Source organism: Shewanella holmiensis, assembly GCF_025370255.1.
GTDB lineage: Bacteria > Pseudomonadota > Gammaproteobacteria > Enterobacterales > Shewanellaceae > Shewanella > Shewanella holmiensis.
Genome location: NZ_JAMTCD010000001.1, coordinates 172,778 through 189,306, shown reverse-complemented (window position 1 = coordinate 189,306; position 16,529 = coordinate 172,778). Strand labels below are relative to the sequence as shown.

Annotated in this window: 12 protein-coding genes; 4 read left to right on the top strand and 8 right to left on the bottom strand. The window is 41.9% G+C overall.

Annotation, left to right across the window (positions count from 1 at the left end; all coding sequences use genetic code 11):
• Positions 1-12 precede the first annotated feature (12 nt).
• From pstB to NE535_RS00800, 4 genes are all read left to right on the top strand, one after another.
• Positions 13-831 (top strand): phosphate ABC transporter ATP-binding protein PstB, encoded by an 819-nt coding sequence (gene pstB / locus NE535_RS00815; protein ID WP_261296796.1) that lies wholly within the window; start codon positions 13-15, stop codon positions 829-831.
• 71 nt (positions 832-902) lie between these two features.
• Positions 903-1,613 carry a phosphate signaling complex protein PhoU gene (gene phoU / locus NE535_RS00810; protein ID WP_261296795.1) on the top strand — a complete coding sequence of 237 codons (711 nt, stop codon included), beginning with the start codon at positions 903-905 and terminating at the stop codon, positions 1,611-1,613.
• Between the two features lie 123 nt (positions 1,614-1,736).
• Entirely contained in the window at positions 1,737-2,348 is a 612-nt protein-coding gene (locus NE535_RS00805) for a DUF502 domain-containing protein (RefSeq protein WP_261296794.1), read from the top strand.
• Complete coding sequence (locus NE535_RS00800) at positions 2,345-3,121, top strand: substrate-binding periplasmic protein (protein WP_261296793.1); 777 nt, start codon at positions 2,345-2,347, stop codon at positions 3,119-3,121. The genes NE535_RS00805 and NE535_RS00800 overlap by 4 nt, the downstream gene beginning before the upstream one ends.
• A 79-nt stretch (positions 3,122-3,200) precedes the next feature.
• On the opposite strand, the gene NE535_RS00795 is transcribed toward NE535_RS00800, so the two are convergent.
• From NE535_RS00795 to NE535_RS00760, 8 genes are all read right to left on the bottom strand, one after another.
• Positions 3,201-5,822, bottom strand: coding sequence for a glycoside hydrolase family 3 C-terminal domain-containing protein (locus NE535_RS00795; protein ID WP_261296792.1), 2,622 nt, complete (start codon positions 5,820-5,822; stop codon positions 3,201-3,203).
• Between the two features lie 14 nt (positions 5,823-5,836).
• Positions 5,837-6,595 (bottom strand): DUF6445 family protein, encoded by a 759-nt coding sequence (locus NE535_RS00790; RefSeq protein ID WP_261296791.1) that lies wholly within the window; start codon positions 6,593-6,595, stop codon positions 5,837-5,839.
• Between the two features lie 54 nt (positions 6,596-6,649).
• Positions 6,650-8,137 carry a tryptophan halogenase family protein gene (locus tag NE535_RS00785; protein WP_261296790.1) on the bottom strand — a complete coding sequence of 496 codons (1,488 nt, stop codon included), beginning with the start codon at positions 8,135-8,137 and terminating at the stop codon, positions 6,650-6,652.
• A 36-nt stretch (positions 8,138-8,173) separates the two neighbouring features.
• On the bottom strand, positions 8,174-9,217 hold the full coding sequence (locus NE535_RS00780; protein ID WP_425347429.1) for a cupin-like domain-containing protein: 1,044 nt from the start codon (positions 9,215-9,217) through the stop codon (positions 8,174-8,176).
• Between the two features lie 11 nt (positions 9,218-9,228).
• Positions 9,229-9,966: a SapC family protein gene (locus NE535_RS00775; RefSeq protein WP_261296789.1), complete on the bottom strand. Its 738-nt coding sequence runs from the start codon at positions 9,964-9,966 to the stop codon at positions 9,229-9,231.
• Between the two features lie 72 nt (positions 9,967-10,038).
• Positions 10,039-11,661, bottom strand: coding sequence for a tryptophan halogenase family protein (locus NE535_RS00770; protein ID WP_261296788.1), 1,623 nt, complete (start codon positions 11,659-11,661; stop codon positions 10,039-10,041).
• A gap of 307 nt (positions 11,662-11,968) precedes the next feature.
• Positions 11,969-14,968: a TonB-dependent receptor gene (locus NE535_RS00765; protein ID WP_261296787.1), complete on the bottom strand. Its 3,000-nt coding sequence runs from the start codon at positions 14,966-14,968 to the stop codon at positions 11,969-11,971.
• 461 nt (positions 14,969-15,429) lie between these two features.
• Entirely contained in the window at positions 15,430-16,431 is a 1,002-nt protein-coding gene (locus NE535_RS00760; RefSeq protein WP_261296786.1) for a LacI family DNA-binding transcriptional regulator, read from the bottom strand.
• Between the last annotated feature and the right edge of the window lie 98 nt (positions 16,432-16,529).

Genomic DNA, 16,529 nt, shown 5'->3' with positions numbered 1-16,529 from the left:
AGGAAAGAAAAAATGATTTCGATTGATCGTTCAAACATGCAAACAGATACTGTAGATTTAGCTAACTTACCCGCACAGGATACTGCATTAGAAATTCGTAACTTAGATTTACGTTACGGTGAAAAGCAGGCGTTATTTAATGTGTCGATGAAGATCCCTAAAAAACAGGTGACGGCATTTATTGGCCCCAGTGGTTGTGGTAAATCAACGTTATTACGTTGCATAAACCGAATGAATGACTTAGTTGACACCTGTAAAATTGATGGTGAAATATTGCTTCATGGTCAAAACATTTATGATAAAAAAGTCGATGTGGCAGCCTTAAGACGTAACGTGGGTATGGTGTTTCAACGCCCGAATCCGTTTCCAAAATCAATATATGAAAATGTGGTTTATGGTTTACGGTTACAGGGGTTGAACAACCGTCGAGAGCTGGATGAGGCGGCAGAGCGCTCATTACGTGGAGCAGCAATTTGGGACGAAGTGAAAGATCGTTTGCACGATAATGCCTTTGGGTTATCTGGTGGTCAGCAACAACGTTTGGTTATCGCACGTGCCATAGCCATTGAACCTGAAGTGTTATTACTTGATGAGCCAACGTCAGCACTTGATCCTATTTCAACCTTAACGATTGAAGAGTTAATCACTGAACTTAAAGAAAAGTATACCGTGGTGATTGTAACGCACAACATGCAACAAGCGGCACGAGTATCAGATCAAACTGCATTTATGTACATGGGTGAACTGGTTGAATATGCCGATACCAATACCATATTTACCACGCCTAAAAAGCGTAAAACCGAAGATTATATTACTGGGCGTTATGGTTAATTTTCGAATAGATCGCCATTTTAGATCAGGTCATAAACTCGACTCAGTATTTTTAGCTTAAGGTTATTAACATGGAAAAAATGAATTTAAACAAACATATCTCAGGTCAATTTAACGCAGAACTTGATGATATTCGTAACCGCGTGTTGGCGATGGGTGGTTTAGTTGAGCGTCAATTAGAGCAAGCGCTTGATGCCTTAGCGGGCTTAGACGCCGAACTGGCAAAAACCGTTATTGATGGTGATCATAAAGTTAACGGCATGGAAGTGGCAATTGATGAAGAATGTACTCGCATCATTGCTAAACGCCAACCTGCAGCAAGTGACTTACGCTTAATTTTAGCGATTTCAAAAACCATTACCGACTTAGAACGTATTGGTGATGCGTGTGTACGTATTGCTAAAGCCGCTGTTGATAAACGTGCTAAAAGCCAAGAGCCGTTATTAGTGAGTATTGAAAGTATGGGGCGTCATGCCACGCGTACATTACATGCTACTTTAGACGCGTTAGCCCGTATGGATGCAGAGCAAGCATTTGAATTGCACAAAGAAGATGCCAAGTTAGATAAAGAATACGAGGGCATTATTCGCCAGTTAATGACATATATGATGGAAGATCCGCGTTCCATTCCGGGTGTACTTGATGTGTTATGGGCCGCACGTGCTGTTGAGCGCGTCGGTGACCGCTGTAAAAACATTTGCGAATACATTATTTATTACGTTAAGGGTAAAGATGTTCGTCATACATCATACGAAGATATGGAAAAGGATTTACATCAGTAAACTGGCAACAATTATTGGCAAGTTTTCGTAATCCTGTTTAAAACGCCTTAAGTTATCGCTTAAGGCGTTTTTATTTGCTTTAATGACGGGGAATTTTTACTTCAATCAAGAAACTGACATTTTATGAAGAATACTTTAGCGCGTGGCTTAACCAATTTATTACCTATGGTGTTATCTATCTGGTTATTTTGGTCACTGTTTATTTCACTCGATGGCCTTGGCCAATTGCTGTTAAACAGCCTTGGCGCACCCTTTATGTTCGTTGGCGCAGGATTTATTTTAGTTGCTGTGATTGTATTTATTGCTGGTTTATTGTTCTCCGTAAGTCCGATAGTTTGGGTATATGGTTGGTTAGAACGCCAACTCATGAAATTTCCGTTGTTTAAATCTGTTTATGGCAGCATTCGAGATATCGCTGGTTTAATGAATCGCGACGGTAAACCGAAAACACAAAAAACAGTGCTTGTTAAACAGGCAAGTGGAGGGTATGTTGTTGGTTTTATAATGAGCGATAATACACCTCAGCCGTTAACCGATGCATTACCTGAAGGGGATTGGGTTCCAGTATTATTTCAACTTAGCTATCAGGTTGCTGGCATAACAACCTTGGTAAAACGTGATGAACTTATCAATGTAGACTGGTCTTTTGAGGATGCTATGCGGTTTAATTTGACAGCAGGTATTTCAACCGCTAAAGGTAATGACGTTGCGAAACAAAAAGAGACCTCCCGATGAAGGATGCATTGGTTATATTATTTAAGCCATTTCAATCATATCGATATTGTAAGAATAAACTAACCGCTGCGCTATTCGCCTGTGTGCTGGTTGTGAGTCCCCAAGCTTTTAGTGACGATAATAATACCCATTTTGTGGGGGTGGCAGACTCGTCGATTCAAAATATTGGGAGAATCATATTAGAAGAAATTTGCTTTACCCAAAAATTACAGTGCGATATTGAGATGTTGCCTGCGCCAAGAGCCGAACGTAGTATGCGCGATGGCCAGGTAAGTGGTGAGATTATGCGAGTATGGCGTTATGGCGAAGATAATCCTGACTTTATCCGAGTGCCTACGTCCTATTATGAAATTAAAACCGCTTTTTTTACTCGAAAAGATACTCAGTTCAGCATCACCTCTGTGGCGGATATCGCTGAATTAAATGTCGGCGTATTAACGGGTGTTAAACATACTCAAAATCTGGGGCTTAATCCTAAAAAAGTATTTTATTCAGCAACAACAGAAAAGATGATGGACTTACTCAATAAGAAAAGAGTCGATGTTGTCATTGCAAGTTATATGGATGGTATGGCGACAATTAATAAACGATACGCGGATACTTTGACGGTGCAATCTGCCACTATAAAAACGCAACCCGTTTATGTTTATATTCACCCCAATAGTAAAGAACTCGCCCCTATTATCGATAACGCTATTAAAACGTTAGTTAAAACCGGTAAGCTGAGCACTATGATTGCTGATGCTGAGCAGAAAGTATTAAATGAATCTTAGCCAAAATAGCATAAGATAACCTTACAAAGAAGCCGGCAAATAGGCCGGCTTTTTTGACTATAGCATTTCTCAATCGTCTTTATTTTGTCGCTTGGTAGTCGAATTTTTTGCTTAATCTTATGTCATTAACCGAAGCCCCAAGCATGACTTCAAACTCCCCAGATTCTGCTAACCAATTATTACTTTTAACATCCCAAAACGACAAGTCTCGTTGAGTTAAAGTGAACTGTGCCGTTTGGGTTTCACCCGCTTTTAACCAAACCTTGTCAAAACCTTTTAGTTCTTTTATGGGGCGGGGCACACTAGAATCCATATCTCGTAGATACAACTGCACCACTTCAGCGCCATCTACTTTACTGGTATTAGTGATGTTTACCGACACCTTTAAGCTATTGTTGTCACGGATGCTGGTACTGGATAATCTCATGTCAGTATAATTAAATTGGCTGTATGACAAGCCGTGACCAAATGGAAATTCAGGTTCAATGTCTTGTTGTTCGAACCAGCGATAACCAATGAAAACGCCTTCGCTATACCGTGAGGTTTCAGCATTGTAATCGTTTAGTGCTATGGGAGCCGTGTCGGTCAGCTTTTTCGGCAGCGTGATGGGCATTTTTCCGCTTGGATTTGCGTCACCAAACAAAATGTCGGCATAAGCATTGCCGGCCTCCATGCCACCATACCACCCCCAAAGTAATACCTTAGCTTCTTTGGCCCAGGGCATTTCTACTGCTGAGCCGCCAATCATCATCACTATGGTATTCGGGTTTACGCTAAGCAATTTGGAGATCACTTCATCCTGCTGTCCGGGTAATACCATGTTTGGTCTATCGATAGACTCTCTATCATCAGCATGACTAAGCCCACCAAAATAAATCACTGCATCGGCTTTTTTAGCTGCCGCTAAATATTCACTTTCGCTGTTATTTAAGCTATTGGGTGTTTCCCAGCCTAAGGTGGCTTGCTTATCGCCTTGGTAACGGAAACTGACTGCGTAAGTTTCTCCAGCCACTAATGGCATGGATTTAGAGATGACCTTATTTGCGTGTGCCTTTGATGGAGAAATTAACGGTTTGTCGTTAATAAACAGCGCAACCTGCCCATCTGCCTTAATGTTGAAACTGTGATTACCTGTAGCCATAGGTTTGATATTGGCTTTTATTTCTAGCGACTGTGTTTGCCCTTTGGCATCAAATTGCGGGTCGGCTATCCAGGATTCACTTGCTAGCTGCGTCATTGCAGCATCCTGATAATAATTTATTTGCCAAGATGGCGTGCCTGTCCAGTGGCGCGTGGTGAGGTAGTCGTTTGGAATGGGCATAAATTGGCTGCTAGCAGGACGCATTAAGGTTATCTTGACCTTATCGCCTAATTTAGCTTTTAAGCCGTCAAGCGGGGTCATTTCATACAATGCTTTTACTTCAGAAGACCCGCCACCAAAGCCATGACGTTTATCGGCGTTGGGCCCAAGTACCAATATGTTGCTTATTTTATTGGCCTGTAAAGGTAAAACCTGGTTATCATTTTTAAGTAATACAACCCCATTGGTTGCTATGGTGCGGGCATCTTGGTGATGGGCATCAGTGTTACGTTCGCCAGATAAGCGTTGTTTATCCATCATGCCGATACTTAATTGAACCCTTAAAATACGAACCACTTTATCGTCTAAAACAGATTCAGGTACTTTGCCATTTTTAATCATCTCTAAGAGTGGCTTTGCCATAAAGTAATCATCAAAGCTTGCCACATCAGTGCCCATTTCAATATCAAGACCATTCATAGCAGCATCATAGGTATTGATGTCAACATTCCAGTCAGTTAACAGTACCCCTTGATAACCCCATTCACCTTTTAAAATGGTGTTGACTAAGTGTTCGCTTTGGTTAGCGTTTGTGCCTCTGAATTCATTATAGGCTCCCATAATAGCATGCACATTAGCTTGTTTTACCGCCGCCTCAAATGCCGGTAAATACACTTCACGTAAGGTGCGTTCATCGGGTGTGGCATTCACGCCAATGCGGTTAAGCTCTTGGGTATTTAATGCATAATGTTTAACTGTCGCGCCGACATCATTAGCTTGAATCGCTTTTACTGTTGGCACCACAAGTTTTGACGCTAAAAATGGGTCTTCCCCCATATACTCAAAATTGCGTCCATATAGCGGCAGACGAGCAAGGTTTACTCCAGGGCCAAGAATTAAGTCTTTATTCCGGTGACGTGCTTCAGCACCTAATACATTGCCATGCAAGCTTGCCATGTGTTCATCCCAACTTGCAGCAACGGCGGTAAGGGGGGGCAGATATGTGGAATAGTCATTTGTCCAACCCGCAGGGGCCCATGAGTCTCGATCAATTTCGTAGCGTACGCCGTGGGGGCCATCAGACATCCACATTTCGTGGATACCCAAGCGTTCAATTGCGGGTATATGAAACTTACCCGCAGCGTGAACTAGCGATATTTTTTCTTCTAAAGTGAGTAAGGGGAATAAGCGTTTTATTTCTGCTTCCACATTTGCTATGCGCTCACCAATACGCTGTTTTTCACTGTCAGGTAGCACGCTTAGGCTGTGTATTGTTTGCGGGGTAATACTGGGGTGAGCCGCCGATGCTGTATTGAGCATACCTGAACATAAGAAGGTAGCAAGGCTGACTGTAAGCGCTTTCATTTTGTTTTTAGTTAAAACGTTGTAAGCCTTAATCATAACTTTTCCCTTTGTTATTTGAAATTTATAAAGATGTTGGCAGTGAGGCGGCCGGTATTAGGGTTATCATCAATATCTGTGCGTAAATCGACTAAAGTTGAATGCAGCATGTTGCCCGGGTAAATGACTAGGCGGTTAGGGCGGTATTCGATTTGATGATAAATGTCGTAATGTTGATCACTTTTGACAAAATACTCGGGGGTGTCCTTAGCATGGTCAGTTAAAAATGCTTTTGCTGATGTAAAGTAGTGCTCCATTCTGGCTTCATTAATTCGTTCAAAACCGGTATTTTTGTGCCTAAAAAATGCGGTATTGCCATGAGGTCCATCGTTAAGATAATGCAATATAGCAAAATAGTACGGCTCTGGTGTGTCAAAATGCGGTAAACGCTGCAGCGGCATTAAACTGTCAGGTGCTTGGCTAATTAACGAAAACGATAAAATTTGCGGTTTAATCCTTAAGTGGTGCGGAACACGATAGACATCATAAATCAACTGAAACACCTGATTGATGACTTCAATAGCATAGCGTTGAGGTAGTGGGGCGCGTACGCCCGGATAGTATGAACCGTCATCTTTTGTAAACTGGACCTGTTGACGAGCAATATCCAGTAACGTGGATAAATCATCAGCAAAGTTGTCGATAATAATCACAGGCGTCTGCTCTTGGCCGATAGAATAAACCTCGGGCTTTATACCACTGACATTGATAATACTGTCAGTGGTGTTTTGCTGTTGATTAACATGATTCGAGTTAGTCGTAATGGACGACATGGTCTCTATCCTTGTTGGTTATGAGTAACTTGATTGCTGTTCACTCAAGGTTATTTACACAATGTTTGATTTACAATAGTGATTAATAAAATCGAAATGTGGCGGTAAGGTTTCTACTTTACGCTTTGCTGTTGATTTGATGTTATTTAAAAAACTTGCCAATTCTTCTTTTTCCATCATATCCACAATTGGATGATACTCTTTTGGCATAATCCCTTGGCCCATCATCACCTGGATCCATGAGCTTTCACCAAATAATTCATTGCCGTATTTATACACTTTACCCGTCTGGCTAAACATATCTATACGATGCTGCAGTGATGCAGGAATAGGCATGTTCTTACAGTAACGCCAAAAACGGCTGTCTTCTCGATCGGTGACTTTGTAATGTAAAATAATGAAATCGCGAATATTATCCATTTCCAACTTAAGTTGTTGGTTAAATTCGTTGATGTCTGTGTCATCAATGCCCTGAGAAGGAAATTGCTGCATTAATCGCACAATACTACGTTGAATAAGATGTATGCTGGTGGATTCTAAAGGCTCTAAAAATCCCGATGATAGGCCGATAGCCACGCAGTTTTTATTCCAGTGTTTGCGGCGTGATCCTGTTTTAAACTTGATCACTCTTGGTTTATTAAGGGGTTCGCCTTCAATGTTGGCCATTAAGGTGTCGATGGCTTGCTCATCTGTCATGTATTTACTGCAAAATACAAAACCATTACCTGTACGGCTTTGCAAAGGGATCCGCCATTGCCAACCTGATTCACGTGCAATTGAGCGGGTATAAGCCAATGGGGTATTAACTGATTTTGTTTGCACGGCAATCGCGCTATCGCAAGGTAAGTAATGGCTCCAATCATCAAAACCAGTATTTAAGGTTTGTTCTATCAGTAGCGCCCTAAAGCCAGTGCAATCTATAAATAAATCGCCTTCAATTATTTCGCCATTATCAAGCTGAAGCGCTTTGATATAGCCATTACTGTTGTGCAATTGTACATCAGTAATTTTACCTTCAATTCGAGTCAGACCATTAGCCTCAGCCATTTTACGTAAAAACTTCGCATAGAGGCTGGCATCCATATGATAAGCGTGGTTGTAGTCCTGATTCGGTAATATGGCAAAGCGGCCTTGACGAGCAGCTAAATGTTCGGTGCAGTAGTCGCCTATTTCGCTGACCATACCCTGTTGCTTGCCCTTAAGCCAAAAGTGTTGAAAACCACAAGCCCAGCAGTCTTTTCCTAAAAAACCAAATGAATGCAGGTAATCTTTTCCTACGTCGTGCCAGTTTTCAAAATTAATGCCTAGCTTGAATGTGGCGTTGGTTGCCGCCATCACGTCCTGTTCTTTTAAACCTAATAGGCGGTGAAAAATATGCAACGTTGGTATAGTGGCTTCGCCAACACCCACAGTGCCTATATCATCCGATTCGACTAATACTACTTCAATGTGTTTACCCATCAATTTTGTTAACGCTGCAGCGGCCATCCATCCTGCTGTGCCGCCACCGGCAATGACTACTTTTTTTATTGCTGTCTTCATTAGGGTTACCTCTGGGGTATGTTTATTCTTATTCAGTTAGCGTTTTAATTTATTGGTTAAGTCGGCGCGTAATTTTCGCGCATTTAACTCATCAATCGGCTTTGTGAGCATGCCCTTGGCATTATCAGGGATATGGCTTTCATCAACTTCATCGTGGTCAAAAATGTAATAATCAAATAACGCTTTCCAGGCTTTGCGCTGCGCTTTTGGCAATGATCTCAGGCTGAGCATACTGTGCAATAGGGCATTATTGGGGCGTCCCAAAAATGCTGGGGTATCACGCCACCAATGGGTAATGAGTACATTAAAATCGTCAACACCTCGTACATGGTGCCACCACATACTTGGGATAAATAGCACGTCACCGGGCTCGAGTGCTGCGGTAAAAGAGGCCGCAAGTGCATCTTTGAATTTAGGGAATTGGTTATAATCGGGCTGGTCAAAATTGACCATGCTGATTTCTTGGCCGCCGGGAGCAAATTCCATCGGACCAATATACAAATTGGTAATTTGTTCTGGGGGAAATAAAGTAAATGTGCGTTTACCGACCATGTTACAGGCTAAATTGTGTGGGAAATCAAAGTGTGCTGCCACGCGGGTTTGATTGCCTAACCAAATATTTGCCATCGGATTAACTTGTGAAAACTGCAAGCAGTTTTCTGCAAAAAGGCCAGGGAAATATTGTTGGATATTGGTTGACCCCATATACACACTTGCTGGGGTTTGTTGTTGTGATTCAGTTTGTAAACGCTGGAATATTTGTGCTAAATCGAGTCGTCCAGCTTGATAGTTAAAGCCATCAACCTGCTCATTATAAAAGACACGCCCTTGCTGTTCTGGCGGTAAATAATATGCGGTGACAGGCTGACCTGCGTAGTGTTGTAACAAATAATCCATTGCAACTTTGTTTGATTCAAGCCCTGCTTTAACGAGTGGAAAGTGACGGCAAAGACCTTTAAAAACCATTGGTGTGTCGGCACTTTCTATTCGTTGATATAGTTGATCAAGTGTGCAATCAGTATACTCAGGTACGCAATTTTGCATCCTGAGTTCAGCATCTGATGTGGTATTGGTATTCAACCCTTTCTCCATCATGCTTTTCTATTTTGGTGCTGTGCATTTTTACGGTCTAGTAAATCGCGCACGTTAGATTGAGACGCCATCGACATGTAAATAGCTTGTAGGTAGCCTTGTTCATGCAGTTTTGCCAGTACAGCGCCCTCTAGCATATTGAGCTTTTCTTCATTGATGGTGTAAAAACCAATCATTTGATGTTTTTCACCGTTATCTAATTCAATATCGAGAGTGAATGATTCCAACAAATCATGCTCAAGTAATACATCAATAAATACTTTGCTATCATTCAAGCCTTGATGAATTGCAGCTAACATATCGCCAACTTCATCTAAGTAATCGGTATTGCCGCCAAAAGGGTGAAATACAGCTTCACCTTGCTCTTTATTGACTCTAGGATGGTCGATATCGATATGAATGACATGTTGCTCTTGTTCGATGCCATCTTCACGTACCACTTGTTTACCGATCAAAAATGGTTGGCGGCGTAATGTCAGTGGAACATAGGATGCCTCCCAACCCTTGTCAGTTAAAAACAGGTTATCTTCATTTCTAAACCCAAATAATGCGACAGCGTAAAATTGACCCGTAGTAGCATCCTTCTGGAAAAAGATAGGGTAGTGAGCTTGTACACTGCGAAATTCAAGCGGGAAGGTGACCGAATACCATACATTGTCACCATACTTTGCTGAGCGGTCAGTGATCACTTTTAGGTCTTTGTGTTCCACACTGTTCAGTAATACATGTTGGGTCATGTTGTTGTCCTATTTATGTTTATTGTTATTTTGAGCGTTGACTATTGTGCTAATTCATTAAAGCCCTGAGTACTATATTTTTGAAAAACCGTTTAATTTTAGTTGGTTTAACAGCGCTCTGTTGGTTGGCAATACCTGGCTTAAACGAGAGGCTCTTTGGCTGTTTTCGGTAAATAACTGTTGTGCCTGTTGCTTCATTGACGGTTTAAGTTGAACCTGAGGTCGGGTATCAAATTGCATGCCGTAAAGCACAAATTGATAACTCGCCGCCGGAAACAACATTTCGCGATAGATAAAGTCATGCTGACTAGGGGCTTGGTGTTGCCATAACGCCAGCTGCTCTGTTAATGCAGTGGGTATTGAATTGGCCGTTCTATGGTCGTGCCAATAGTCGCTGTCGCTTCTGTTGCTAATCACATAGTGTAGCTTTAAAAATTCAATAATTTGTTGCCAATGATGCTGAAATTGTTGATTAACCCTTTTGGCTATGATGTCCATAGTATCGCGGGTCTGCGGTAATTGGGTTGCGACGGCTTTTGCTGTCCATTCCACAAGCGCAAGGGCCGAGGCTTCAAGTGGTTCAATAAACCCTGCTGCCATACCGATAGCAACACAATTATTTTTCCAACATACCTGATGATGACCCGGTGTGATATTCAATTTTCGTGGCGATATGTCGGCTGCTTTTGTGCCTAAATCAGGTTTTAGGTAGGCCATAAGTTGCTGCAAAGCTTGATCGTCATCTGTATGTGATGACGAATAAACATGGCCAATACCACGACGGGTAGGTAAACCAATGTCCCAAATCCAGCCATTTGTTTGTGCCGTTGAATGAGTACAAGAAGCGATAGGGCTATTATCGTCGGCGTAGGGGACTTGTATCGCAAGTGCAGAGTCATTAAACAATACATGTTTTTGGTTAATAAAGGGTACGGCTAACTTGTCACCCAGCAGCAAAGACTTAACGCCAGTGCAATCAATAAATAAATCGGCATGAATTTGCCCGTGTTGCTGAGTTAGCACATGGCTAATATCACCCTTTGGTAAATCTGTTTGTGTTGTTTCATCCACCAGAACAATATCCGTGACGTGGTCGGTAATATGCTTTACCGCTAAATTTTTAGTGCAATGTTGCTGTAATAATTGGCTGAATTTACCTGCGTTTAAATGATAGCCATAGTTATTGATAAAGCTGTATTCAGGTGTGGAAATTTGTTTCGGTGCCAACGCCAGTTGACTGACTTTATTTTGCTGGCAAACCGCATCAGCAAAACTGACCTGATCTTTGTGTGGTAGCCAAAAAGGGGCAATAGCAAATTGTGGTTCACCAATGGGTAGGGTAAAAGGGTGCAGATAACTGTGCAGTCCATTTGGCATATTGCTTGTAATAGCGTGGTTAGATGCTATTTGCCAGTCAATAAAACGTGAGCCTTGTTTGAAGCTAGCATCGCATTGCAGTAAAAAAGTGGTTTCATCGATCCCTATTTTTTGCAGGGTTGAGCGCATCGATGGCCATGTACCTTCACCTACACCAATAGTGGGTACATCGGGAGATTCTATCAAGGTGATGTCTAATTTAGGAGAAGGGGAGAGACGACCATTATCAGCATTGTGTTCGGCTGCAATTAATCCCGCAGTTATCCAACCTGCGGTGCCACCACCGACGATGACTATTTTGGTTACTGCTTTTTGCATGGACTCTGCCTACCGTTACTGCTTTGTTATTTTGTTTTGGTGCTTATGTTTGGCATCAGCATGGTGCTGTAATACTCACAGGTTAATGAACTCACTAAGCACGTTAAAACATTGGTTAGTTTAGAATTCATTAAAATGTAAGCACTTTCAAGTGTTAATTTGATTGTTTCGAATTTAAAAAAATAGGCAACATCCCTATTGCCGAGTTTTATTATCCATGTAAAAAAAAGAGGTGGTTGTGGCCACCTCAAACGACCTAAAGGGAAAAGTGGCTCATTCAATTGGACAGAACTGAATGAGCTAAGTTTTAGAAGGTGTAACGCGCACCTAATCCATAACGAGCACCAGTTTGGGTGTAGTTTAAGACCTGTTCAGTTGCACGACCATGTACGCGAGTTGTTTCATTGGTGATGTTCAAACCTTCAAGGAAGACAGTTAAGCCTTCAACTTGAGGTATGTCATAACCAATGCTGAAGTCAACTTGCGAGTATGCTTCGGTATACTGAGGGTTAGCACCCGTACCATTACCCGTAGCATTCAAGAACTCATCACGCCAGTTCCAGGCAACACGAGCGGTCACACCGTAGTTTTCGTACATTGCCACAATGTTTGCAGTATCACTGATACCAACTTCTACATTTTGTGGTAAATCACCAGGGCGATTTAAGTTAGCATTATCATAACTATCACCGGCATTCACTAAGGTGTAGTTAGCTTGCATACCAAAACCAGTTTCACCGAAGAAATGCTGTACTGCAAACTCCCAACCATCAATAACTGAGCTTTCGCTGTCATTGGTCGGTTGATTGATTAAGAACAGTAAATCATCATCACCTGGGTTGCCGGTAATTTCGATGTTGCCGTTAGCAGGGTTAATGGTAACGTTTGGATCTGTTGCACCGTAGTTATCATAAATCCACTGACGTTGAGCGATAGCCGTTGTTTGGCCCGCAGCAATTGCTTCATTCACATAAGCACTGTGTGATGGATCGGGAATGTTATAAATATTTGATTCAACCACACCGTTGTCGATGAAGTTAGTCACATCCTTACGGAAGTAACCTACCGAGGCGTAACTGCCTTGGTCAAAGTACCACTCAGCTGAAATATCGTAGTTAGTCGACTCAAGAGGTAATAAACCTGGGTTACCCTTAGTACCACTACCACCACCACGGTTAGCCAATGTGCCTACAACTGTACCGCCTTGAATAGAGGTGTAATCAGGACGACCAATGGTTTCACTGTAGGCTGCACGAACGTACACATCTTCTACGACTTCAATATTGAAGTTAACGTTTGGTAAGTAGTAATCGTAATCACCTGTTTCAGTAAGGAAAATACGTTCACCTGTAGGGTTAACTGCAATTTCTGTTTCCGCTATCCATGTTGCGCTACCAAATTCTGATACAGCTGAAGTTGACTCGACATCTGTTTGTTCATAACGAAGACCTAAGTGAACATCAAATGGCATGTCGCCAATTTCGCCAAAGTAGTTATATTGTAAATAAGCAGATTTTGATGTTTCTTCTGTAAAACGGTCGGTATCACTAGCATAGTCAGTTGATGGACAGAATCCGTTGCCACAATCACCTACTGCACTTGAAGCATATAACTCTGCAGCGCGAGCTCGTACAGCTTCAAAGTCCCATAGAAAAATCGTGTTTAAAGGATCTGTTGAAGCGCTACCTTCATAGCTACCAAAGTTACCTTTTGAACCATCAAACTTATCTTGAACTGTGCCAGCAGGGAACCATGCCGCATCTAAATCACCCGCGGCGCCAACACCACCCCAGTCATTACGTTGTACGTTAACTGATTGAGAGTGATTGTTTACTTCAGTCGAGGCAATACCAAAGTCAATGCTACCCGCGTCTTCAAAATCATAAGTACCTGAAATTTGTACTTGTTCTATTTCAGAACGGTTTACAGCATTACCAAATACAGAACCTGTGATACGCATATCTTCAGGACGAACATTATTACCGTTACCAACGGCCAATACGGGAACTTCACCAGTAAAGTCAGTGGCAGCACTCGTACGGATAAACGCCGCAGTACTTAAGTTACTGCTACTACCGTTAGGGCTATTTGGTGAACGCTCCGCATATGAATTATGGTAATCAAGTTCTAAAGACAACTTTTCACTTGCATCCCATTCCACGTTGAAGCCCAATGAACCGCCTTCATCGCGAGTACCAAAATCACCTGCAGCCATTGATAAGTCTGCACCACCACCTGGGTAGTTTTCAGAATAAACTAATGGTGAAGATACTGGGCCGTCAGACCAAGTGCTTTCTTGAGTCGGTACGAAGTTAAACCATGCTGATACGTCATGCGACTGAGTATCGACATCATTGCGCATATAGGTATAGTCAAGTGTGGTACGAACCGAATCAATAGGCTCATATTGAAGTACTAATTGTCCGTTTGTACGTTTACGTTGTTGTTCTTCAAAACGGTAAATGGTGGTTTGTGGTACAGAATAAACATCACTATCGCCTGGGCGATTAATTTGGTTGGCATCTTTAGGTACACCACCCCATTCAGGGTTGGCACCAGGTGAACCGCTCCAGTCTTGGTCTACACTGCCAGGAAAGCTGCGCCAGCCAGTACCCACTTGCGCTTGTTGGTTACCACTTTCACGATCTTGATAACTGGCAGAGATTGAGATACCAAACTTATCATCAGCAAAAGTATTTGAATATAAAGCAGATAATTCAGGAGTAATGCTACCCTGATCTGTAGAAGTATCATCTACGGCTTTAACCCCAAATGAGGCTTTTTGACCAGGATTATTAAGTGGACGTTGGGTTAACACGTTAATTGTTGCCCCGATGCCACCTGTAGAGTTTTTCGCTTGGCTGGTTTTTTCTACTTCCACTGCGCTGATCGCTTCAGAGGCGACGTTAGCAAAGTCGAATGAGCGAGAACCCGTAGTGGTAGGCATTTGGCGATTGTTTAGCATCACTAAGTTACGGTCTGGACCGAAACCACGTACTGTTACCTTACTGCCTTCACCATTTTGACGGTCAATTGATACGCCTGAAATGCGTTGTAAAGATTCCGCTAAATTACTATCGGGAAACTTACCAATATCTTCTGCATTAATTGCGTCAACGATACCATTTGAACTGCGTTTGACATCCATTGACTTGACTAAACTGCCACGGATACCCGTAACCTGAATCACTTCAATATTTTCATCACCAGCATCTTCAGCAGCATGTGCAGGCATCATTGAACCTAAACCAAGTACAAGCGATAAACTTGTCGCTAGCTTAGTTTTGGTAAATGTTCTTGTTTTCATCTAGGAAATCCCCATTGACTAGATTCTACTTGTTCTAATAGTTTACGAAAGAATGCGCAAACCGATTTATTATTTTCCAATAGCGTCACATTGAGTTTGATTGGTTTATGTAAGCGCTTACATAAACCTAGTGCAATTTGTGATCTGAGTCAATCAAAATGACCATAAATAACAACATTTTGTTAACCTAACGATCTTATCAAAGCGCAATTTTGTTGTAATTACATGTATTATATAAGAAAGTAATTATGATGGAATGTTGTTAAATATGTAAGCGCTTTCTTGGGTGAGTTTGTTCGTTGAGATAATTTGAGTTTTCTGCGGGAAAGATTTGTGATTGAATTTTTGTACATAAAACGGTTATTTACAAAAGTTGTAACTTAACCGTTTAAGAGGAGTATGCGTCATTTGTTTCAGCATAAGCTTCTTTTTTACTGGTTAATGGCAAGATTAACCAGTAGTTACTTTATGCGTTTGGCGGAGTCGCGGACAAACAACTCGGGTGAGAAAGAGCAATTTACATCGACTTTTTCACTTTTATATACGTGTTGTAAAACCCAAAGTGCAGCCATTTTACCCATTTCGTTAATGGGGTTGCTGACTGTGGTGAGTTTGGGTGATATGTACTGTGGAAACGGAATGTTATCGTAACCGATAAAAGAGATATCTTCAGGTACTCGAATACCTTGTTCTAAACACACCGCAATAGCGCCGGATGCCATTTGATCACTTGCACACACGACAGCAGTAAAGTGTTTCTTCAAAGACAGTAAATGACGCATACCATCACTACCGCCAAACTCACGGAAGTTACCTTCAAACCACAACGCGGGATCAAACATGAGTCCATGTTCGGAAAGGGCTCTTTGATGGCCTTGCAAGCGATCTCTGGCGTCGCGTTTGTACATAGGACCAGAGATGTAGGCAATATCTTTATGGCCAAGAGACAAAATATAATCTGTAGCCATATGCCCCCCGCGCTCATTTTCAAGAAAGATACAATTTTCTTTCATTGAATCAATATAACGGTTAATCAATACAATAGGGGTATTGCCCTTGTGCAGTTGGAGCAGAAATTCATCTGATACGGCTTCTACATCTAAAATTAATGCATCACAGCCGCGACTCATTAAAAAATCCACGCCGTCTTTTTCTTGTTCTTCATCGGCATGACCAGCAGCAATGATCACATGTTTATTGGCACTGCGCAGCGCGGTTTCTATTTCTGTCATCATCGGGCCATAAAAAGGACCATCTAATTGTGAGACGAGAACACCAATACTATTTGAGCAGTTTGAAGCAAGCGATTGGGCAATGGTATTCGGGCGATAACCTAATGAGGCCATCGCATCTAATACTTTTTGGCGTGTTTTGTCGCTGACTTTAGTGTTGTTATTCATCACTCGCGATACCGTTGCGAGAGACACACCAGCCAACACAGAAACGTCGTAAATTGTAGCCATAATTGCTTGATTCTTGTATTTGTTAAAATCGGCAGAAGATTACCATGATTTATCTTTAATTAGGAACATTAGCCAATAAATTCCTCAATAACATATCC

Bases quoted from the DNA above. Each gene is read 5' to 3' on its own strand.
- pstB (WP_261296796.1), top strand. From the start codon at position 13: ATGATTTCGATTGATCGTTCAAACATGCAAACAGATACTGTAGATTTA.
- phoU (WP_261296795.1), top strand. From the start codon at position 903: ATGGAAAAAATGAATTTAAACAAACATATCTCAGGTCAATTTAACGCA.
- NE535_RS00805 (WP_261296794.1), top strand. From the start codon at position 1,737: ATGAAGAATACTTTAGCGCGTGGCTTAACCAATTTATTACCTATGGTG.
- NE535_RS00800 (WP_261296793.1), top strand. From the start codon at position 2,345: ATGAAGGATGCATTGGTTATATTATTTAAGCCATTTCAATCATATCGA.
- NE535_RS00795 (WP_261296792.1), bottom strand. From the start codon at position 5,822: ATGATTAAGGCTTACAACGTTTTAACTAAAAACAAAATGAAAGCGCTT.
- NE535_RS00790 (WP_261296791.1), bottom strand. From the start codon at position 6,595: ATGTCGTCCATTACGACTAACTCGAATCATGTTAATCAACAGCAAAAC.
- NE535_RS00785 (WP_261296790.1), bottom strand. From the start codon at position 8,137: ATGAAGACAGCAATAAAAAAAGTAGTCATTGCCGGTGGCGGCACAGCA.
- NE535_RS00775 (WP_261296789.1), bottom strand. From the start codon at position 9,966: ATGACCCAACATGTATTACTGAACAGTGTGGAACACAAAGACCTAAAA.
- NE535_RS00770 (WP_261296788.1), bottom strand. From the start codon at position 11,661: ATGCAAAAAGCAGTAACCAAAATAGTCATCGTCGGTGGTGGCACCGCA.
- NE535_RS00765 (WP_261296787.1), bottom strand. From the start codon at position 14,968: ATGAAAACAAGAACATTTACCAAAACTAAGCTAGCGACAAGTTTATCG.
- NE535_RS00760 (WP_261296786.1), bottom strand. From the start codon at position 16,431: ATGGCTACAATTTACGACGTTTCTGTGTTGGCTGGTGTGTCTCTCGCA.